Below are 19697 nucleotides of genomic sequence, written 5' to 3'. Positions count from 1 at the left end.
CGGTCAGTCTTTCAGGGCCTCCGCGAACAGCGGGACGACCTTCTCCAGCGCGTACGCCGTCGACAGCACCGAGTCGGTCGCGAACGCGGAGCTGATCGTCTTGTCGTCGAAGACCACCACGTGCCCGGCCTTCACCGACGGCACCGCCTGGAACAGCTGGTCGGTGGTGATCTCCTGCGCCTTGGCGCCGATCGGCGCCATCACGACCAGGTCCGCATTCAGCTGGTCGAGGTTCTCCCGGGACACCGGGACGGAGAACTTCTCGGTCGCCTTGGCCTGGATGGTCGGGTTGTTCTTGAAGCCGAGCCGCTCGACGAAGTTCACCCGGCCGGTCCCGCTCACGTACGCGCCGTACCCCTCGCCGGTCTTCGCGCCGAGGGTGATCGTCTTGCCGGCGAACTCGGGGTTCGCGGCCACGGCCTGCGCGAACTTCTCCTTGGTGGCGGCAATCAATTCCTTGCCCTGGGCAACCTTGCCGAGGGCCGCGGCAACCATCTCGGTCTGCTGCTCCCAGGACACCTTGTACGACTCACCACCGGCCGGTACGCCGACCGTCGGCGCGATCGCCTTCAGCGTGTCGTACCGGTCCTGGTCACCGCTGGACTTGGTGTCCAGGATCAGGTCCGGCTTCAGCGCCGCGACCTTCTCGTACTCCGGCTCCAGCGTGCCGATCAGCTGCGGCGCCTGCTGGTACTTGCCCTTGGCCCACACTCCGACGCCCTCGCCGCCGAAGGCCAGCCAGTCGCTCGCGCCGACCGGCTGCACGCCGAGCGCGAGCGCGGTCTCGGCGTCACCCCAACCGAGCGCGACCACCCGCTTCGGCTCCGCCGGGATGCTCACCTCACCGAACTTCGTCGCCACCTTCGCGTACGGCGCCGCGCCGCTCGCGCCGCCGTCGGAATCACTCCCGCACGCCGCCAGTGACCCACCGAGGACAGCAACCACCGCTAAGGCAACAAGTCTGCGCATGAACTAAGGATAGGCTGCCCTAAACCTGCTTGAGCATTGGGTCCTCACCAGCTCTTGTCGAGCGGCTTCCCCTCGGCATACCCCGACGCGGTCTGGATCCCCACCACCGCCCGCTCGTGGAACTCCTCCAGCGTCCCCGCCCCGACGTACGTGCAGGAACTGCGGACCCCGGAGACGATCGAGTCGAGCAGGTCCTCGACGCTCGGGCGCTCCGGGTCCAGGTACATCCGCGCGGTCGAGATGCCCTCGCCGAAGAAGCTCTTCCGGGCCCGCTGGAACGGCGTGTCCTCGGCGGTCCGGTTGGCGACCGCGCGCGCCGACGCCATCCCGAAGCTCTCCTTGTAGATCCGCCCGTTGCTGTCGTGGTGCGGATCGCCCGGCGACTCGTAGGTGCCGGCGAACCACGACCCGATCATCACGCTCGACGCACCGGCGGCCAGTGCGAGCGCGACGTCGCGCGGGTGCCGGACACCGCCGTCGGCCCAGACGTGCTTCCCGAGCTCGCGGGCCCGCGCCGCGCACTCCAGTACGGCGGAGAACTGCGGCCGCCCGACGGCGGTCTGCATCCGGGTCGTGCACATCGCGCCCGGCCCGACGCCCACCTTGACGATGTCGGCGCCGGCCTCGACCAGGTCAGAGACCCCGTCGGCCGTGACCACGTTCCCGGCGACCACCGGGACCTGGGGATCGAGGGCGCGAACGGTGCGCAGTACGTCGAGCATCCGCTCCTGGTGACCGTGCGCGGTGTCGATCACCAGGACGTCGATCCCGGCGTCGAGCAGCGCCTTGGCCTTCTGCTCGGCGTCGCCGTTGATCCCGATCGCGGCCGCGACCCGAAGCTTGCCGCCGGCATCGACCGCCGGCTCGTACAGGGTCGCGCGGACCGCGCGCTGCCGGGTCAGGATGCCGACGATCCGGCCGGCGCCGTCGACGACCGGGGCGAGCCGGTGGCGGCCGTCGTACAGCTGGTCGAACGCGGCCTCGGCGTCGATCCCGGCCGGGAGCGTGAGCAGCTCGCGCGACATCACCGAGTCGAGCTGGGTGAACCGGTCGACGCCCTGGCAGTCGGCCTCGGTGACGACGCCGACCGCGCGGCCCTGGTCGATCACGATCACCGCGCCGTGGCCGCGCTTGGGCAGCAGGTTGAGCGCCTCGCCGACGGTGTCGCCCGGGGTCATCACCAGCGGCGTGTCGTAGATGGTGTGGCGGTCCTTGATCCAGGAGACCACCTCGGTGACCACCGGCACCGGGATGTCCTGCGGGATCACCGCGAGGCCGCCGCAGCGGGCGATCGTCTCGGCCATCCGGCGGCCGGAGACCGCTGTCATGTTCGCGGCGACGATCGGGATCGACGTCCCGCTGCCGTCGCTGGTCGACAGGTCGACGTCGAGCCGCGAGGCCACCGCCGACCGGTTCGGCACCAGGAAGACGTCGTTGAACGTCAGGTCCTGCCCTGGTACCGGTCCCTGGATGAAGCGCACACCGACCACCTCACTGTGTTGTCCCGCCCGGACGTGCTTCCGGTCCCGAGGCTACGTGACCTGTTCCGGTCAGCGGGCGATCCGGGGCGCGAGGCGCTTGGAGAGTGGGCGGACCCCCACCTCGAGGAGCTCGTGATGCGAAAAGTTCTGCTGGCCGGCCCGCTGCTGGCCCTCACGCTCGGTGCCGGCCTGCTCTCGCCGGCCACGGCTTCCACGTCGGCTGACGTCTCCACCTCGGCTGACAGCACAACCGCGGCGGAGACCTTCAACTGGGGCACCCCGCTCCCCCAGTCCGACGAGTTCGACTACACCGGCGCCCCCGACGGCGCGAAGTGGTCGCAGGCCGGCGAGTGCTGGCCCGGCCACGCCGGCAACGGCCGCCGCTGCGCCTCCCGCTCGACCGTCGCGAACGGCGTACTGACCCAAACCGGCCTGGCCAACGGCGACTCCGGCTGGCTGGCCTCGAAACTCGGTCAGCAGTACGGCCGCTGGGAAGCCCGCATCCGCTCGAATCCCCAAGGCGCGGACAACGGCCGCCAGTACCACCCGCTGCTGATCGTCTGGCCCGACTCCGACCGCTGGCCCGAGGACGGCGAGTACGACTTCCTCGAGAACGGCGCGCCTGGCGAGGCCTGCGCCGAGTCCTTCATCCACTACCCGCACAACGCCGACGCCGCCGTCCAGCAGATCTTCACCCGCGAGTCCGACTGCGGCGCCCCGCTCACCGAGTGGCACAACGTCGCCGTCGAGTGGACCCCCGACCACGTCCGCGGCTTCATCGACGGCAAGCAGTGGTTCTCCCACTCCGGCGGCGCGAACAACGTCCGCAAGTGCATCCAGTGCATGCCGTCCGGCCACCTGACCATCCAGCTCGACAACTTCTACGGCAACTCGATGCAGCCGGCGTCGTACGACATCGACTGGGTCAGGATCTACACACTCTGACTGTCAGACGCGCAGGACAACCCGGAAGTAGCGAAGGTTAACCCCAGGGTTTTCGCCGGGGTGGTGCGGAAAAGTAGTGGGGGTGTCACGATCCGTGGCGTTGCGGTCAGTAGTCCGCTGGTCGCAGTCCGCCACGACTAGGGAGTGAGGCTCCTATGTCCCGCCGTTTGCTTTCCGCTGTCACCGCTGTTGCCGCCGCCGCGCTGGCTGTCCCCGCCTTCGCCGCGACGACGTCCACCGCCGCACCTGAGACCGCACCGACCGTCGAGGCCGCCACCTCGGCGTACGTCGGGACGGCGCAGGAGGAGGCCGAGACCAAGGCCTTCTACGACGCGGTGATGAAGTCCGCCCGGGCCAAGCAGGCCAAGAACCCGGACAAGACCGCCGCTGTCACGGTGGTCTACAACGCCAGCCGTGCCCCGCGGTTCGCGTCGCAGATCTCGCGCAGTGCGCAGATCTGGAACAACGCCGTCACCAACGTGCGGCTGGTCTCCGGCAGCAACTACGACTTCTACTACCGCGAGGGCAACGACCCGCGCGGGTCGTACGCGTCGACCAACGGTCACGGCCAGGGCTACATCTTCCTGGACTACCGGCAGAACCAGCAGTACGACTCCACCCGGGTCACCGCCCACGAAACCGGTCACGTGCTCGGCCTGCCCGACCACTACTCCGGTCCGTGCAGCGAGCTGATGTCGGGCGGCGGTCCCGGTACGTCGTGCACGAACGCGCAGCCGAACGCCGCGGAGCGCAGCCGCGTCAACCAGCTGTGGGCCAACGGGTTCACCGCGGCGGGCTTCACCACCGCCCGCTGATCGCCCCGCACTGAGCGCCCGCCCGCGCCGGTCCCGACGACCGGCGCGGGCGGTCCAGCGTTTTCACCAGGACCGAAGGGCTTGGCCGGTCGCTGACGAACCGTCAGGTTGGTGTCGTAAGAAACCCACCACCACTCCTCCCGCCGCCCCGAAGGAGACTTCGATGAGGAACACCCGCCCCCACCTGGTCGCCCGCCGGCGCCTGCTGCTCGGCGTACCGGCCGTGGTGGCCGCCGCGACCCTCGCCCCCCGGGCCGCGTCGGCCACCGAGCACCGACCGCACGTGATCGAGTGCGTCGCCGATCTGCTGCAGGCCACCTGATGGCCACGATCCCTTGGCTGGCCGACGTCCTGCGCGCCGCCGGCGTCCAGGTCGTTGAAGAAGGCAACTGGCTGGGCCGCGCGGTGAGCGGCTCGTTCAACCCGATCGGCGTGCTCTGGCACCACACCGCATCGTCCACCACGAGCCCGAGCAACCCGCACCCGGCGCTCAACATCGTCATCAACGGCCGCCCCGACCTGCAGGGCCCGCTGGCCCAGGCGCTCGTCGACTACAACGGCGTCTTCCACATCATCTCGGCCGGCCGCTGCAACCACGCAGGCGCGGCCAGGGTCAGCGGTCCGATCCCGGCCGGCGACGGCAACACGATGCTGATCGGCTGGGAGATCGACTACAACGGCGTCAGCCAGACGATGAGCCCAGCGCAGTACCAGGCCTCGCTCAAGGCGACAGCCGCCGTACTCCGCCAGCTCGGCCGCGACGCGTCGTACGCCCGCGGCCACCGCGAGACCAGCACGACCGGCAAGATCGACCCGTACGGCGTCAACCTCGACACGATGCGCGGCGAGGTCGCCGCGATCCTCGGCGGCACCCCGCCGCCGACGTACAACTTCAGCACGTACGGCGCCGGCGTGAACGTCCGCGCGGACGCCCGGCTGAACGCGCCGATCGTGACCACGCTGGGCGGCCCGACGCAGGTGTTCGTGCAGTGCCAGAAGCAGGGCGACACCGTGAACGCCGAGGGCCACACCAACAACTGGTGGTCGCGGCTGCGCGACCAGGGCGGCTACATCAGCAACATCTACATCGACCACCCGGCCGCGCAGCTCCCCGGCATCCCCAACTGCTAGAGCCGGTCGGCGTCGATCACCGCCTGCGCGAACGCCTGCGGCGCTTCCTGCGGGACGTTGTGCCCGATCCCGGCGAAGACCCGGTGCTCGTACGGGCCGGTGAACTTGTCGCGGTACCCCGTGCCGTCGGCAGCGGCTCCGTCGAAGTCGCTGCCGATGGTGATCGCCGGTACGCCGATCGCCGGCCCGGCCTGCAGCACGCGCTCGTAGCGGTCGTACTGCCGTTCGCCCTCGGCGAGGCTCAGCCGCCAGCGATAGTTGTGGATCACGATCGCCACGTGGTCGGGGTTTTCGAACGACGCGGCCGTTCGCCCGTACGTCGCCGCGTCGTACTGCCACAGTGGCGAGACGGTCTTCCAGATCAGCTCGTTGAACGCGCGCCAGTTCTCCCGGTATCCGAGAACGCCGCGCTCGGTCGAGAAGTAGTACTGGTACCACCAGCCGAGCTCGGCCGCCGGCGGCAGCGGCTCGAGGTTCTTCTCCAGACTCGTGATCAGGTACCCGCTGACCGACACGATCGCCTTGCACCGCTCGGGCCACAGCGCCGCGATGCAGCCGACCGTCCGCGCACCCCAGTCGAACCCGCCGAGCACCGCCTGCTCGATCTCCAGCGCGTCCATCAGGGCAACGATGTCGAGGGCAACGGCCGACTGCTGCCCGTTCCGGAACGTCTTCGCGGACCGGAACCGGGTCGGCCCGTACCCGCGCAGGAACGGCACGATCACCCGGTACCCCGCCTCCGCCAGCAGCGGCGCGACGTCGACGAAGCTGTGCGGGTCGTACGGCCAGCCGTGCAGCAGCACGACGGGCTGCCCGTGCCGCGGCCCGAACTCGGCGTACGCCGCGTCGAGCACGCCGGCCTTGACCCGCTTGATCAGCCCGAGCGAGGTGTGCTCCCCCGCCCCGCCGCGCAGCTCCGGTACGGCGGCCGCAGCCGTTGCCCCGGTCAACGCACTCCCCGCGACGCCGGCCGCGACCGCCTGGGTGAACCGTCTCCTGCTGATCATCTTTCCTCCTTGGTCACCCGGCCACCCTGCCGTGCCGGTGTAGACGTTTTGTCTACGCCGGGGCGTCGATCAAACGTCTATCCGGCCGGAGTAGCCTCCGAACTGGTTGTCCTGAGCAACTGGGCCCAGGGCAACCAGTTCGGATCGGATCCCACTCGGAGGACAGCCCCGCCATGCCCAGAACTCCCCGCCTCGCCCTCGCCCTGACCAGCACGCTGACCGCCGGCCTGGCGCTCGCCGTCGCCCCCGGCACCGCCGACGCGACGCCCGGTAGCGGCGTGAGCGCCGTCACGCTGTTCGACTACACGGTCGGCGACACCCCGTACGTGCTGCGCGAGATCACCATCGCGCCCGGTGGCAGCACCGGCTGGCACGAGCACCCCGGCACGCTGCACGGCGTCGTCACCAAGGGTGTGCTGAGCCACTTCGACGCCACCTGCAAGAGCGACGGCGTCTACAAGGCCGGCCAGTCGGTCAGCGAGGGCAGCAACTACGTGCACATCGGCAAGAACCTCGGGAGTGTGCCGATGGTGCTCGACGTGCTCTACACCAACCCGGCCGGTCAGCCGCTGGCGATCGACGAACCCAACCCGGGGTGCGACTTCCAGTAGCAAGCGCTGTCAGTAGTAAGACAGCGGTAATGCGTCACCTCTTTGACTGGTGACGCATCGAAGCGGCATCATCGACACCAGTTCAACCGGTGACGACAGAACGAGGATGCCGATGACCGACAACGCAGCACCCGACGACTCCGCCGGCCGCCCGATCGGCCGGCGGATCGTCCTCGGCACGATCGCCGCCGGCATCGCGGGCCTGTTCGCGGCGCCGACGCTGCAGCAGAAGTGGAGCGATCTCCTCGGCGCCGCCTCCCAGCGCGACCCCACCGGCCTGTCCGGCCTGCTCCCCAACCCCGGCGGCTTCCGCTACTTCAGCGTCGCCGGCTCGGTCCCGGAGAAGGACGCGTCGACGTACAAGCTCACCATCGACGGGCTGGTCGCGAAGCCCACGTCGTACACACTGCCGGGCCTCCAGAAGCTCCCACAGGAGCGGGTGACGCACGACGTCGTCTGCACCGATGGCTGGCGCGTCGACCAGGTCCCCTTCGTCGGCGTTCGCTTGTCCACGATCCTCGACGCCGCAGGCGTGCAGCCGAGCGCGAAGGCCGTCCGCTTCACTTGCTTCGACGGCGTCTACAGCGAGAGCCTGACGATGGAGCAGGCCCGCCGGCCCGACGTCCTGGTCGCCGTACAGATGCTCGACCAGCCGATCCCCCACATCAGCGGCGGCCCGGTCCGGCTCTTCGTCGGCCCGATGTACTTCTACAAGTCGGCGAAGTGGCTGTCCGGGATCACCGTCACCGACGAGGTGATCCCGGGTTACTGGGAGGAGTACGGCTACCCGGTCGACGGCTGGCTGCCCGGAGAGGAGCCGGCCGGTGCATAGATCCGTACGCCGCTTCAGCCGCGCCGAGCGGCTCGTGCACCAGACGACGCTGGCCCTGATGGTGATCTGCCTCGCCACCGCCGCCGCGATCTACTTCGGCCCGCTCGCGGCGGCGATCGGCCGGCGCCACCTCGTCGCGACCGTGCACGAATGGTCAGGCATCCTGCTCCCCGCGCCGTTCCTCCTCGGACTCGCGTCCCGCGCGCTGCGTCTCGACGTACGCCGCCTCAACCGCTTCACCAGCACCGACACGCGCTGGCTCCGGAACGCCTTCACCCGCAAACCGCACGACCACCTCGTGCCGGGCAAGTTCAACGCCGGCCAGAAGGTGTTCGCCGCCTGGCTGGCCGGCGCGATCGTGGTGATGGTGGCCACCGGACTGCTGCTCTGGTTCAAGTTCAGCCTGTCCGGCATCCCCCGCGCGGGCGTGATCGCGGTGCACGACACGCTCGCCTTCGCGATCCTGGTCGCGCTCGCCGGCCATGCCTACAAGGCATTCACGACGCGAGCCGGCGGTCCAGGAAGTCGGTGATCAGCTCGCTGGCCTCGTCCAGGTGGCTCTCCAGCAGGAAGTGGCCGCCGTCGAGGAGGTGGATCTCGGCGTCCCGGACGGACGTCGCGAACGCCTCCGCACCGGCCGGCGCGAAGATCGGGTCGTTCCGGCCCCACACCGCGAGCACCGGGGTCTGGGTCGCCGTCAGGTGCTCGTGCAGCTTCGGGTAGAGCGCTGGGTTCGTCACGTAGTCGCGGAACAGTTTCAGCTGCACCAGATCGTTGCCCGGTCGCGTCACTTTCTGTACGTCGTGGTGCCAGGTGTCGGGGCTGACCACACTCTCGTCCGGCACACCGGCGAGGTACTGCCACTTGATGCCCTCCAGCGTCAGCGCCGCCCGCACGCCCGCCTCGGTCGTCGCGTTCGGCTCGCGCTGGTAGTCCCAGACGCCCTGCCAGAAGTCCTCGACGAAGCCCGCCTCGTACCCGTTGCCGTTCTGGGTGACGATCGCGGTGACCGGCGACGGGTCCTTCAGCGCGAGCCGCCAGCCGATCGGCGCGCCGTAGTCCTGGACGTAGATCGCGTAGCTCTCGGCGCCGATCGCCCGGAGCAGTCCGTCGGTGAGGTCCGCGAGCGCGTCGAAGGTGTAGTCGAACTCGTCCACCGTCGGCGCGTCCGACAGCCCGAAGCCGAGCAGGTCCGGCGCGATCACCCGGTACGTCCCGGCCAGCCGCGGGATCAGGTCGCGGAACATGTACGAGCTGCTCGGGAACCCGTGCAGCAGCACGATCGTCGGCCCGTCGGCCGGTCCGGCCTCGCGGTAGAACAGCCGCTGCCCGTCGATCTCGGCGTACCGGTGGTGCACGGTGACCATGACTAACTCCCTTGATTGGTTTGAGTGGTTAGATGAAAACTCACCATCGTGTAACCTGTCAACATGACCAAGGGGGTTAGGCAATGACCGACGAGGAACTGCTGCTCGAGCTGCTGAACAGCACACCGCTCGTGGCAGGCGTCGAGCATGACCTGCTCGAGGAGACCGAGCTGTGGGCGTCCGACCCGACCGGCCGCAAGGCGCTGGCGGCAGTGCGGTCAGCGCTGCAGGACGTCGTACGGGGTGAGCAGGCGGCGAGCGCGCTCACCCCGTTTCTCCGCGGCGTTCGCCAGGTGCCGGCGATGACCGAGGACGGCATCGGCTGGACCCTCGAAGGGCCTGCAGCCACCCGTACGGCGGTACGCGCGGTGCTGGCCTGGAACGCGGTCAAACCCGGTCGGCTCCGCCCCTGCGAGAACCCTGAGTGCCAGCTGTTCCTCATCGACCGCAGCAAGGCGAACACCGCGCGCTGGTGCTCGATGGCCAGCTGCGGCAACCGGATGAAGGCCCGCCGGCACTACCAGGCGAACCGTTAGGACAACATCGACCGGAGCTGCTGGATGAACTTCGGCGGCGCCGGCGGCATCGGGCTGTCGACGAAGGCCTTCAGGCCGACGTCGTACCGCGGCCCCCAGTCGGGCTCGACGACCGCGTAGCCGTCCTCGCGGAGCTGGGTGACGTTGCGCTGGACCGCGGGCTTGGTCCACATGTCGCCGGTCATCACCGGGAAGAACACGACCGGGTACGTCGCGTGCAGCAGCGTCGTCCCGAGCAGGTTGGGCGCGGCGCCGGACGCGGCGGCCGCCAGGGTGTTCGCGGTGGCGGGGAGGACGGCCATCAGGTCGTGCTCGGCGGCCAGGCTGACGTGGTTGTCGATCGGCCAGCTCGCCGGGGAGTCGGCGGTGACGACCTTGTCGGCGAACAGCGCCATCGTGTGCGCGGGCAGGAAGGTCGCCGCGGTGTGCGTCATCAGCACCGTGACCGTCCCGGTGAACTGGGCGCGCAGCGCGGAGAGGTACATCGGGAGCATCGCGACCGCGCCGGACCCGGTCGCGCCGATCAGCAGCCGTCCCCCGAACTGGGACGCATTGTTGTCTGTCATACGGTCAACGCTAGGCGGCGCGGACAGCGGACCGAGGCGTCCCGTGCCACGCCTACTGACGATTCGTGCCAGTCGCTCGATAAGCGCCTGGAGTTGTGCCTGTGACCGACCGAAAGGCGCGGTTCAGTTGCGCGGCGCCTCCGAAACCGGACGCTCGGGCAACGACTTCCAGCGAGGGATTGGTCGCCGAGAGCAACAGTTGCTGGGCGCGGTTCACCCGGAGCCGGCGGATCAGCGCGCTGAGCGGCTCGTCGTCGGCGAGGGCGCGGTAGAGCGTGCGCCGGGAGATCCCGCAGCCGGCGGCCACCGCCGCGGCGTCGAGATCGGGGGCGGCCGCGTGGCGGCGGACGAAGTGGTGGATGCGCTCGCGGGTCAGCGCCGTGTTCGACGGCGCGGCACCGGCGGCCCAGTCGAGCGCGGAATCGAGCAGGCCGACGGCATGCGGGACGAGCGCGGCGGTCGGCGTCCGCTCCAGCCCGACCAGGAAGTCCGCGACCAGCCGGCCCGGGCCGTTCGGGTCCAGGGCCACGGCGGTCGCGCTCGCGGGCATGCTGGTCGCCGATCGCGGCACCCGCACGATCAGCTGGGAGAACGGCCCGTCGAAGCCGAGCGAGTACGGGCGCGCACTGTCCACGAAGGCGATTGCTCCTGGCAACAGTACGGCGTACCGGCCGTCCTGCTGGATCCGCGCCTGACCCTGGAGCTGGACGTTGGCCAGCAGGTAGTCCTGGTCGGCCCGCGCGATCATCCGCCGGGTCCGGTCCACCGCCTGGGCGCCCGACGAGATCACCGCGAACTCCAGCTCGCCGAGCGCGAGCTGCCGCATCCGGCCCTCGAAGACCTCGTGCCGAGCGGGCCGCGCCGACACCTGGACCAGAGCGTCGCGCACCACCTCGGCCCAGGAGTCGATCTCGCCGGTCGACCACTCCGCCCGCCTGATGCCCTGCGCAACCACTGTCACGACTCCATGATGCCCAGGGCAAATAGACGGTTGGTAGACGCTACGGGTGGTAGCTGCTCTCGACGTGGCCGCGGAGGTCGTCGGGGTGGAAGTACACGGGGCGTAGGTTCCCGCTCGCGTAGCGTTTCACTTGGTCGTCGAAGTGCTCCGAGTCCGGATCACCGCTGACGCCACCGGCGGTCACGGCCCAGGCGCGGAGCCTCGGACCGAATTCGACGACCGCGACGAAGCTGTTGCCGCTGGTCCCGTAGTACCGCTTCGTGCCCGGGTAGCGGCGGGCGCCGAACGAGGCCAGCGAACCCCATTGAGCCGAGGTGAACGGCACCGGGCTGCTCGGCTTGGTGTCGTCGAAGGTCTGCACGATCGCGCCGTCGTTGCGCTGGAACCGGTTGATCTGACCCCACGGCACCTGCCAGCTGCCGAAGTCCTGGACCAGCCGGGCCTGAGCCTCCTCGAGCGCGGTCAAGCGCTGCGCGTCGGTCGCGCGCTCGGCCAGGTAGTCCCACATCGACATGCCCGCCTCCCGCGCGGCCTGGGCCAGCGGCGCCCACAGAGCCTCACCCCAGAAGACCGCCAGCGAGGTCTCGGTCGAACTCGCGCTCCAGCGATGGTTCCACCGGCGGAGCAGCCGGATCGGCCCGGCCAGCTTCGTCTTCTGGGCCGCGCCGCCGGGCAGCTTGTCCCATGCCGCGACCAGCCCGGGGACGAGTCGCGCGAACGCCGTCAGATACGGATCGAAGGCCGCATCGATCAGCTTCTGCGGCGTGAAGCGACGCTCCCGGCTCAGCACGCGGATCGCCTGCGGCCCCCGCGGGTTCTCCCCCGCCTGGTCGAAGTACTTCGGGAAGTCCGCGGCCTTCGGGCTGTCCGCGCCCGCCGCGGTCCACGGCCAGTTGTTCGAGTTGTACGTCCAGCCGTTCCGCGGGTTCACCACCTGCGGCAGGCTGCGCAGACTGTGCTCGCCCTTCCAGTCGGTCGCCGGGTCGCTGCCGTCGACCGGCTTGCGGTAGTCGAACCGGTCCTCGCGGACCGGCATGAACTGCGGCATCAGGAACGCGATACTCCCTCGCGCGTCGGCGAACAGCGTGTTGTTCGAGCTGTTCGCCTTGAAGCCGGCGACGTCGATGAACTCGCGGTAGTTGCGCGCCTTGGTCCGCAGGAAGCTCTGCTGCAGCGCCGCGACCGGGCGGTTCATCAGCGCGGACGCGATCCACTTCCCGTCCGCCTCGCGCACGATCGGCCCGTGGTGCGTCGCGTACGTCGAGAAGCTCCGCTGCGCCGTCCCACCCTCGGCGGTCCGGTAGGAGAGCGTGATCCGCTGCGTCGTCACCGGGCGCAGCGCGCCGCCGTACCGGTAGGAATGGTTGCCGTCGGCACCGGTCACGATCGTCTCGGCGAACTCGTCGACGTTGTCGACGCCGCTCGAGGTGTGCATCCAGCCGGCCGTCGCGTTGAAGCCCTGGTAGATGAAGAACTGCCCCCAGGTGGCGGCGCCGTACGCGTTCAGGCCCTCGCCGCTGGTGACGTGCTGCTCGGCGCGGAAGAAGAAGCTGGTGTGCGGGTTGATCAGCAGCAGCGCGCGGCCGTCACGGGTGTGGCTCGGTGCGATCGCCATCCCGTTCGACCCGCTCGGCTCCTTGAACAGCAGCCCGCGCTCGTCGTCGGTCATCGGCAGGTCGCGCATCGAGTAGAACGCCTCCAGTTGGCTGAGCGGCACCCGCTCGATGTCGCCGCCGATACTGCCCTCGGAGAAGCTCAGCGCCATCCACGGCTCGAACCGCGTGATCACCCGCGGCTTCACCTCGGGATGCGTCGCGAGGAAGTAGTTGAGGCCGTCGGCCCAGGCGCGCATCAGCGTCCGCAGCCAGGCCGGGCTGCTCGCGTAGTCGCGCTTCAGCACCGCGTGGTCGACGAACAGCCGCTGCCGCAGGTCCTGCCAGATCGCGCTCTCCCCCTGCGCCTCGGCGAGCCGGCCGAGGCTGATCAGGTAGTTGTTCTCGATCCGGTTGAAGTCGTCCTCGGCCTGGGCGTACATCATCCCGAACACCGCGTCCGCGTCGGTCTTGCCGACCACGTGCCCGACACCCCAGTCGTCGCGGGTGATCCGGACGCGGCGAGCGTGCTCCTGCCAGCGAGCGGTGTCTGCGTACGCCGTACTGGTGGCTGCGGAGGCCGCTGTGCTCGGCAGGCCGAGGGCGACCGCTCCGGCTGCGGCGCCTCCCAAGACCCGGCGCCTGCTGACTTCATCGTTGTACACGCGATGCTCCGTCACTCTCGGGACCAGGACCGCAGCCACGCTAGATCCCGTCCGTGACAATGACAACACTTCGCGTATACAACATTCACGGCGGCCGATCGTCCGGGATCGGCCCTAGCATCGGGGCATGGAGCACGAGCTGAGCGGCGAGATCGTCGAGTGGCGCGGGCCGGCGCCGTACTACTTCGTTCCACTGCCCGACGCGGCGAGCGAGACGCTGCGGGCCGCTGCGACGGAGGCCGGGTACAACAGCTGGGGGATGCTGCCGATCCGCGTCCAGCTCGACGGCACGGAATGGAAGACCTCGCTGTGGTCGAAGGACGGCGGCTACTGGCTGCCGCTGAAGGACGCAGTGCGGAAGCCGCTCGGGCTGGACGCCGGCGATGTGGTGGAGCTTCGGCTCACGTTCGACGCACCTGCACGCCGGAAGCAGCCGCCGGCCAAGCGAGCGCCTCGCGTGACAGGCTCACGTGAGCCGATCGCCCCCGACCAGCTCACGATCGTCCCCGCGAACCAGGCATCCAGCGAGGACCTCGCCGCGGTCTTCGGCGCCGGTGACGCGGCCCGCTGCTCCTGCCAGCGCTTCCGGATGCTCCCCAAGGAGAGCTGGGCCTCCGAAGGCCCGGAGGAGCTCGCTGCTCGTCTCCGCGACCAGACGGCGTGCGGTAACCCCAAAGCCACCACGACCACCGGCCTGGTCGCGTACCTCGACGGCGAGCCCGTCGGCTGGTGCGCCGTCGCGCCACGCTCCCAGCACGCACGCCTCCTCCGCGACTACCGCGTCCCGTGGCAGGACCGCAGCGAGGACAAGACCGACCCGACCGTCTGGGCCGTCACCTGCTTCGTCACCCGCGCCGGGTACCGCCGCCGGGGAATCGGGCGCGCGCTGGCCCGGGCGAGCATCGGGTTCGCCGAGGGCCGCGGCGCCCGCGCAGTCGAGGGCTACCCGGACCTGGTCGACGGCGGCTCGGTCGGCACGCTCGCCATGTTCACCACCGCGGGGTACGCGGTCGTGAGCCGCCCGGGCAAGCGGCGGGCCGTCGTACGGGTCGACTTCTAGACCGCGAGGTCCTTCGGCTCCCCCGGGGTGAGCCAGGTGAGGCTGTCGCGAACGGCGGCGGGTGCGGCGGCGAAGGCGCGCTCGATCGTGTCCCGGCCCTGGGTGAAGTGGCGCCAGCCCTCGTAGTGCACCGGTACGACGGTGCGCGGGCGGGTCAGCTTGCACAGCTCCACACCGTCCGGGCCCGACATGGTGTACCGCACCGGCCCGGTGATGCCGAACTGGACCGCTCCGAGGTGCAGCAGCATCGTGCCGACGTCGAACCGGTCGGCGACCGCGCGCACCCCGTCGTACAGCACGGTGTCGCCGGTGATCCAGAGGACGCCGTGCTCCTGCCGCCAAGTCTTCGTGCCCCCGCGCCCGTCGTCACCACAGCGGCAGCAACGCGCGACCGGCGTCGTCCAGGTTGTCGCCGTGGTGGTCGTGGCTGAGCAGTACGGCGTCGATCGGCGGCAGCTCGTCGACGGCGACGGCCGGGCCGGCCTCCTTCACCGACGACGTCCCCCACCCGAACGTGTAGCGGCGTCCGGGCGGGTCGAACGTTGGGTCGGTGAGCAGCCGAAAGTCGCCGACCTCGATCAGCGCGGTCGGACCACCGAGGTGCGTGATCCGAACGCTGCTCACGAGCGTTTCGCGGCCTGGGCCAGCGCCCAGTCGAGCACCTCGTCGGCGATCGCCTGCCAGCCCTCCTGCGCGGGGAGCAGGTGCGCGTAACCGTCGTACAGCTTGAGCTCGGTGACGGTGTCCGACTTGTAGTGCTTGGCGTTCGAGCGCTGGATCTCCGGCGGCATGATGTGGTCCTCGGAGCCGGAGACGAACAGCAGCGGCGCGCGATTGTCGTTGTGGTAGTCGACCCAGGTGTCCTGGTGGCCGGGCTGGAAGTTGGCCAGCACGCTGCCCCAGAGGATGCCGCCGTTGGCCGGGATCGCGTACCGCTCGTACAGCGCCCGGGACTCCTCGTCGGTGAACGTGTTCGTGAACGCGTACTGCCACTGCTCGTAGGTCAGCGGCACCGCCTTGTGCCGGTTGGCCGGGCTCTTCAGCACCGGGAACGTCGACTTCACCTGCGACAGTGGTACGACGCGCACCCCCTCGGTCGGCGCCGAGTTCATCGCCACCGCGGCAGCGCCGAAGCCGTGGTCGAGCAGCACCTGGGTGAAGGCGCCACCAGCGGAGTGCCCGATGATGATCGGCGGTGTGGCCAGTGCGCCGATGATCGCCTCGTAGTGCGCGATGATCTGCGGCACGGTCAGCTTCACGATCGGGGTCGGGTCGGCGTTCAGCGCCTCGACCTCGACCTCGAACCCCGGGTAGCCGGGCGCGAGCACCGTGAAGCCGCGCTGCTCGTAGTGGGTGATCCAGTGCTCCCAGCTGCGCGGCGTGACCCAGAAGCCGTGGACCAGGACGATCGTGTCGGGTGCCATGACCGGAACCTAGTCGGCCGTCGGCGGTGCGACCTAGGATGTGGCTGCACAGGGCTTGGCTCTCGGTGCACACTTCGGCTGGTCGGCGGGGGCGACGGCGGCAGGGGGTTGACGTGGCTGTTCTGCTGGACACCGCCGCGCTGCCGCGTGCGGACCGCGAAGAGGCCTTCTACGCGGCGATGATGTCGGCGAGCGTGCCGGCCCGGGTCGAGCACGAGACGCCGTCCGGCGAGGTGCACGCCCGGATGGACTTCTGGCTGCTCGGTACGCCGGACCTCTTCCGCAACGAGGGCACCGGCATCCGCCTGGTCCGGACGCCGAAACACGTCCGGATCGGCGCACCGGAGCGCCTCGCGCTCGCCGTACAGGTGATCGGGACGGGCCGGTTCGACCAGGCGGGCCGCGAGCAGCGGGTCCGCACCGGCGAGCTGATGCTGGTCGACCTGACCGCGCCGTACGACTTCGCCTGGCGCGGCGCCGGTGCGTCGCAGGCGTTCCAGATCGACTACGCCGACCTCGGCCTCAGCGTCGAAACGATCCGCGCCGCCGCCCCTCGACTGCGCAGCAGCCCGCTCTACGACCTCGTCCTGCACCACCTCACCGTGATGCCGACCGTTGCCGACGCCCTCCAAGGCACCGAGTCAGCCGCGCAGCTCGGCGAAGCGACCACCAGTCTCGTCCGCGCCCTCCTGACCTCCGCCGCCGACCACCGCGACTCCGCCCCCGCGATGGCCGACGTCCTCTTCGCCCGCATCACCTGGTACGCCCGCAACCACCTGACCGACCCCGGCCTCACCCCGGCCCGCGTCGCCGCGGAGCACAACATCTCCCTGCGCTACCTCTACAAACTCTTCGCCAAGCACCAGCTCAGCTTCGAGCAGTGGCTGATCACCGAACGCCTGGCCGGCGCCCGGCGCCAACTCACCAGCACGCCGCATCGCCCGATTGCGTCGATCGCTGCGCAGTGGGGCTTCCTGGACCCCGCCCACTTCACTCGGCGCTTCCGGCGCGCGTACGGGATCACTCCGCAGGAGTACCGCCGCCGCGGCTGACGCCTGCGGGCCGTTGACAGTCGGTGACCCCGGGGGGACAGTCGAAGCACCGGCGCGAGGGGGGTCCGAGCGCCGGCCGAGGGGGAACTGGCATGGCTGCCAAGCGTGATACCGACGCGCCCAGTGCGGAACTGTCCGCCGCGTTGCGTGAGTTCGTCCGGACCAACGGGTCGGCGTACCTGAAAGACCCGAACGTCTCCTCGATCGGGATCGGCTACAAGATCCGCGACGGGAAGCAGACCAGGGAACTGTCGATCCAGTTCACCGTGAACAGCAAGGCCGAGCCGGAGGCGCTCGGCGCGCTCGGCACGGTGGAGCTGCCCAAGTCGATCACCGTGGCGGGCGTCGAGATCCCGACCGACGTGATCGAACGCAGCTACCACCCCGACTTCCGGGTCGTCCGCGAAGCCGACCAGGACGAGCGCAAGGTCCGCATCGACCCGGTGCGTCCGGGGGTGAGTGCGGGGCACCAGACGATCACCGCCGGCACCATCGGCGCGGTCGTGTACGACGCCGAGACCGGCCGGCCGTGCGTGCTGAGCAACTGGCACGTGCTGCAGGGCGAGGACGGTCAGCTCGGCGACACCGTCGTACAGCCCGGTCCGTTCGACGACAACCGGACCGACCGCAACCACCTCGGCCCGCTGCTGCGCTCGTACCTCGGGATCGCGGGCGACGGCGCCGTCGCCGGGGTCGACGGCCGCGACGTCGACCCGTCGATCTTCGAGCTCGACATCGTGCCGGAGGAGCTCGGCGATCCGGAGCTCGGCGACAAGGTGGTCAAGAGCGGCCGCACCACCGGTGTCACGCACGGCATCGTCCGCCGGGTCGACACGATCGTGAAGCTCGACTACGGCGGGCAGGCCGGGGTGGTCGAGATCGGTGGCTTCGAGATCGGGATCGATCCCGGTAAACGGCCCAGCGGCGACGAGGTCAGCAAGGGCGGCGACTCGGGCGCGGCCTGGCTGTTCAAGTCGGCGAACGGCCGGCCGAGCAAGGTCCTGGCCGGCATCCACTTCGCCGGTGAAGGAGCGAGCGACCCGGACGAGCACGCCCTGGCGTGCCTGCCCAGGTCGCTGTTCCAGAAGCTCGGGATCACCCTGGTCAAACCCGAAGGAGCGGTGGGCGGTTTCGACCCGGACTTCCTGAGTACGCCGGTGCCGGTGCCCACGCTCGACCCGGCCGCGAGTGCCGACGCGGTCGAGGTGGACGGCTCAGCGCGGATCGACTACACCCACTTCTCGCTGACCATGAGCCGCGACCGCGGGTTCGCGCACTGGGTGGCGTGGAACGTCGACGGCGGCGACCTGAAGAAGATCAGCCGGACCGGCATCCCGTTCGTGAAGGACCCCAGGCTGCCGGCCGGCGTCCAGCACGGTGACGAGCTCTACCGCGACAACCGCCTCGACCGTGGCCATCTGGCCCGCCGGGCCGATCTGCTCTGGGGCTCGCTGGAGGAGGCCGAGCAGGCCAATCGCGACTCGTTCTTCTTCACCAACATCACGCCGCAGATGGACGACTTCAACCAGAGCTCGCGGGACGGGATCTGGGGCGAGCTGGAGGACGCGGTCTTCGCCGACGTCGACGTCGACGACCTCCGGGTGAGCGTGTACGGCGGCCCCGTCTTCGGAGCCGACGACCGGGTCTTCCGCGGTGTGAAGATCCCGCGGGAGTTCTGGAAGGTCATCGTGTTCGCCGAGGCCGGCGTACTGAAGGCGAGCGCGTTCCTGCTGACGCAGAACCTCGATCAGCTGGAATCGCTGGAGCTGGACGAGTTCCGGGTGTTCCAGGTGCCGGTCGCGGACCTGGAGAACCGAACCGACGTGCAGTTCCCCGCGGCGGTCCACTCGGCCGACACCGCCCCCGCGCTCCCCGAGGCGGTCGGTGCGCGCCCTCCGCTGGACAGCCTGTCAGAGATCGTTTGGACCTAGCAGCCTCCGGACGACGGTGAACAGCGCGTCACAGGTTCCTGAACACGGCCACAATTCCAACCTCGCAACACGGCCGGATGTGTTGCAGCGGCGTTCATCCAGAGGTCTCCCCCGCCCCCGCACAATCGAGGCTCCTTGTGGGCCAACAGATTGGGAACGAAGTGAAGAAGCTGTTCATGGCGGCCGCGGCCGCTGCGGTGGTCGTCGGTGCAGGCGTCGTCACGGCACCCGTCGCGTCGGCGTCGCCGCTGCGCTACTACACCACCTTCTACGGCGGTGACACCTACTCCCAGTGCATCCAGCGCGGAAACCAGGGTCTCCGCAACGGCGAGTGGTGGGACTACCAGTGCAGGCTGGAGAGCTACGGCTCCGACCTGTACATCCAGATCAGCCCGAACTGACCCATTCGGCCGGCCGTCACCCGTCTTCGGGTGGCGGCCGCGCCTACTTCAGCTCTGCCGATGTCTTGCCGAGCAACCTGCGCGCCACGATCAGCTGCTGAATCTGCTGCGTCCCCTCGAAGATGTCGAGGATCTTGTTGGTACATACGCGACGAAAAGGCAGCAACCCACCAACTGGCCTCTGACCTGCGGTTTCATTGGTCGACGCTGATTACTCATCGTAGACGTTTGTCAGTGACCGACGGAGCTGTGACGGAGCAGAAGAGGGCGTCCTGGCCTGAACTCGACGCCTCGCACAAACCTTGCGCGAGACCCAAATGCGGCGATCTCCGTGCGATGGTTCGCAACCTG

General features: G+C 69.7%; 22 protein-coding genes. 12 read left to right on the top strand and 10 right to left on the bottom strand.

Annotated features, from left to right (window positions below; translation table 11 throughout):
• Nucleotides 1–3: 3 nt before the first annotated feature.
• Nucleotides 4–969 carry an iron-siderophore ABC transporter substrate-binding protein gene (locus AB0M01_RS12240; RefSeq protein WP_363668450.1) on the bottom strand — a complete coding sequence of 322 codons (966 nt, stop codon included), beginning with the start codon at nt 967–969 and terminating at the stop codon, nt 4–6.
• Between the two features lie 44 nt (nt 970–1013).
• Nucleotides 1014–2450 (bottom strand): GuaB1 family IMP dehydrogenase-related protein, encoded by a 1437-nt coding sequence (locus tag AB0M01_RS12235; protein WP_363668448.1) that lies wholly within the window; start codon nt 2448–2450, stop codon nt 1014–1016.
• A 135-nt stretch (nt 2451–2585) separates the two neighbouring features.
• On the opposite strand from AB0M01_RS12235, the gene AB0M01_RS12230 reads away from it, so the two are divergent.
• The 4 genes from AB0M01_RS12230 (at nt 2586) to AB0M01_RS12215 (ending at nt 5341) form a co-directional block, all read left to right on the top strand.
• A complete protein-coding gene (locus AB0M01_RS12230) occupies nt 2586–3395 on the top strand; it encodes a glycoside hydrolase family 16 protein (protein ID WP_363668446.1) in 810 nt (269 codons plus the stop codon).
• Nucleotides 3396–3550: 155 nt separating this feature from the next.
• Nucleotides 3551–4210, top strand: coding sequence for a snapalysin (gene snpA, locus AB0M01_RS12225; RefSeq protein ID WP_363668444.1), 660 nt, complete (start codon nt 3551–3553; stop codon nt 4208–4210).
• Between the two features lie 163 nt (nt 4211–4373).
• Complete coding sequence (locus AB0M01_RS12220) at nt 4374–4532, top strand: hypothetical protein (RefSeq protein ID WP_363668442.1); 159 nt, start codon at nt 4374–4376, stop codon at nt 4530–4532.
• Nucleotides 4532–5341: an amidase gene (locus tag AB0M01_RS12215; protein WP_363668440.1), complete on the top strand. Its 810-nt coding sequence runs from the start codon at nt 4532–4534 to the stop codon at nt 5339–5341. Before AB0M01_RS12220 ends, AB0M01_RS12215 begins: the two co-directional genes overlap by 1 nt.
• Here AB0M01_RS12215 and AB0M01_RS12210 read toward each other — a convergent pair.
• A complete protein-coding gene (locus AB0M01_RS12210; RefSeq protein ID WP_363668438.1) occupies nt 5338–6348 on the bottom strand; it encodes an alpha/beta hydrolase in 1011 nt (336 codons plus the stop codon). The genes AB0M01_RS12215 and AB0M01_RS12210 overlap by 4 nt on opposite strands.
• A gap of 173 nt (nt 6349–6521) precedes the next feature.
• On the opposite strand from AB0M01_RS12210, the gene AB0M01_RS12205 reads away from it, so the two are divergent.
• The 3 genes from AB0M01_RS12205 to AB0M01_RS12195 all read left to right on the top strand — a co-directional run bounded on the left by AB0M01_RS12205 (nt 6522) and on the right by AB0M01_RS12195 (nt 8323).
• On the top strand, nt 6522–6959 hold the full coding sequence (locus AB0M01_RS12205; RefSeq protein ID WP_363668436.1) for a cupin: 438 nt from the start codon (nt 6522–6524) through the stop codon (nt 6957–6959).
• 112 nt (nt 6960–7071) lie between these two features.
• Nucleotides 7072–7791 carry a molybdopterin-dependent oxidoreductase gene (locus AB0M01_RS12200; RefSeq protein ID WP_363668434.1) on the top strand — a complete coding sequence of 240 codons (720 nt, stop codon included), beginning with the start codon at nt 7072–7074 and terminating at the stop codon, nt 7789–7791.
• Nucleotides 7784–8323: a cytochrome b/b6 domain-containing protein gene (locus tag AB0M01_RS12195; RefSeq protein ID WP_363668432.1), complete on the top strand. Its 540-nt coding sequence runs from the start codon at nt 7784–7786 to the stop codon at nt 8321–8323. The genes AB0M01_RS12200 and AB0M01_RS12195 overlap by 8 nt, the downstream gene beginning before the upstream one ends.
• Here AB0M01_RS12195 and AB0M01_RS12190 read toward each other — a convergent pair.
• Nucleotides 8289–9158 (bottom strand): alpha/beta hydrolase, encoded by an 870-nt coding sequence (locus AB0M01_RS12190; RefSeq protein WP_363668430.1) that lies wholly within the window; start codon nt 9156–9158, stop codon nt 8289–8291. The two genes, AB0M01_RS12195 and AB0M01_RS12190, sit on opposite strands and share 35 nt — an antisense overlap.
• Nucleotides 9159–9241: 83 nt before the next feature.
• On the opposite strand from AB0M01_RS12190, the gene AB0M01_RS12185 reads away from it, so the two are divergent.
• Nucleotides 9242–9694, top strand: a complete 453-nt coding sequence (locus AB0M01_RS12185; RefSeq protein WP_363668428.1) for a CGNR zinc finger domain-containing protein — start codon at nt 9242–9244, stop codon at nt 9692–9694.
• Here the strand turns inward: AB0M01_RS12185 and AB0M01_RS12180 are convergent.
• Genes AB0M01_RS12180 through AB0M01_RS12170 form a run of 3 tightly spaced genes read right to left on the bottom strand, consistent with a single transcriptional unit; the run spans nt 9691 to nt 13478 of the window.
• Nucleotides 9691–10260 (bottom strand): flavoprotein, encoded by a 570-nt coding sequence (locus AB0M01_RS12180; RefSeq protein ID WP_363668426.1) that lies wholly within the window; start codon nt 10258–10260, stop codon nt 9691–9693. The two genes, AB0M01_RS12185 and AB0M01_RS12180, sit on opposite strands and share 4 nt — an antisense overlap.
• A gap of 52 nt (nt 10261–10312) precedes the next feature.
• A complete protein-coding gene (locus tag AB0M01_RS12175) occupies nt 10313–11221 on the bottom strand; it encodes a helix-turn-helix domain-containing protein (RefSeq protein ID WP_363668424.1) in 909 nt (302 codons plus the stop codon).
• A 40-nt stretch (nt 11222–11261) separates the two neighbouring features.
• Nucleotides 11262–13478: a penicillin acylase family protein gene (locus tag AB0M01_RS12170; RefSeq protein ID WP_363668422.1), complete on the bottom strand. Its 2217-nt coding sequence runs from the start codon at nt 13476–13478 to the stop codon at nt 11262–11264.
• Nucleotides 13479–13605: 127 nt separating this feature from the next.
• Between AB0M01_RS12170 and AB0M01_RS12165 the strand changes: the two genes are divergently transcribed.
• Nucleotides 13606–14538, top strand: a complete 933-nt coding sequence (locus AB0M01_RS12165) for a GNAT family N-acetyltransferase (protein ID WP_363668420.1) — start codon at nt 13606–13608, stop codon at nt 14536–14538.
• Here the strand turns inward: AB0M01_RS12165 and AB0M01_RS12160 are convergent.
• The 3 genes from AB0M01_RS12160 to AB0M01_RS12150 form a co-directional block, all read right to left on the bottom strand.
• Nucleotides 14535–14837: a hypothetical protein gene (locus AB0M01_RS12160; protein WP_363668418.1), complete on the bottom strand. Its 303-nt coding sequence runs from the start codon at nt 14835–14837 to the stop codon at nt 14535–14537. The two genes, AB0M01_RS12165 and AB0M01_RS12160, sit on opposite strands and share 4 nt — an antisense overlap.
• Nucleotides 14838–14904: 67 nt before the next feature.
• Nucleotides 14905–15162: a hypothetical protein gene (locus AB0M01_RS12155; protein WP_363668415.1), complete on the bottom strand. Its 258-nt coding sequence runs from the start codon at nt 15160–15162 to the stop codon at nt 14905–14907.
• Nucleotides 15159–15962: an alpha/beta hydrolase gene (locus AB0M01_RS12150; protein ID WP_363668413.1), complete on the bottom strand. Its 804-nt coding sequence runs from the start codon at nt 15960–15962 to the stop codon at nt 15159–15161. Before AB0M01_RS12150 ends, AB0M01_RS12155 begins: the two co-directional genes overlap by 4 nt.
• 113 nt (nt 15963–16075) lie before the next feature.
• Between AB0M01_RS12150 and AB0M01_RS12145 the strand changes: the two genes are divergently transcribed.
• The 3 genes from AB0M01_RS12145 (at nt 16076) to AB0M01_RS12135 (ending at nt 19346) form a co-directional block, all read left to right on the top strand.
• Nucleotides 16076–17014 carry a helix-turn-helix domain-containing protein gene (locus AB0M01_RS12145; RefSeq protein ID WP_363668411.1) on the top strand — a complete coding sequence of 313 codons (939 nt, stop codon included), beginning with the start codon at nt 16076–16078 and terminating at the stop codon, nt 17012–17014.
• A gap of 92 nt (nt 17015–17106) precedes the next feature.
• Nucleotides 17107–18945, top strand: coding sequence for a DNA/RNA non-specific endonuclease (locus AB0M01_RS12140; protein ID WP_363668409.1), 1839 nt, complete (start codon nt 17107–17109; stop codon nt 18943–18945).
• Between the two features lie 161 nt (nt 18946–19106).
• Nucleotides 19107–19346 carry a hypothetical protein gene (locus tag AB0M01_RS12135; RefSeq protein WP_363668407.1) on the top strand — a complete coding sequence of 80 codons (240 nt, stop codon included), beginning with the start codon at nt 19107–19109 and terminating at the stop codon, nt 19344–19346.
• The last annotated feature ends 351 nt before the right edge of the window (nt 19347–19697 follow it).

It is taken from the genome of Kribbella sp. NPDC051770 (assembly GCF_040681455.1).
Lineage (GTDB): Bacteria > Actinomycetota > Actinomycetes > Propionibacteriales > Kribbellaceae > Kribbella.
This window is presented reverse-complemented; position numbering and strand designations above follow the sequence as displayed.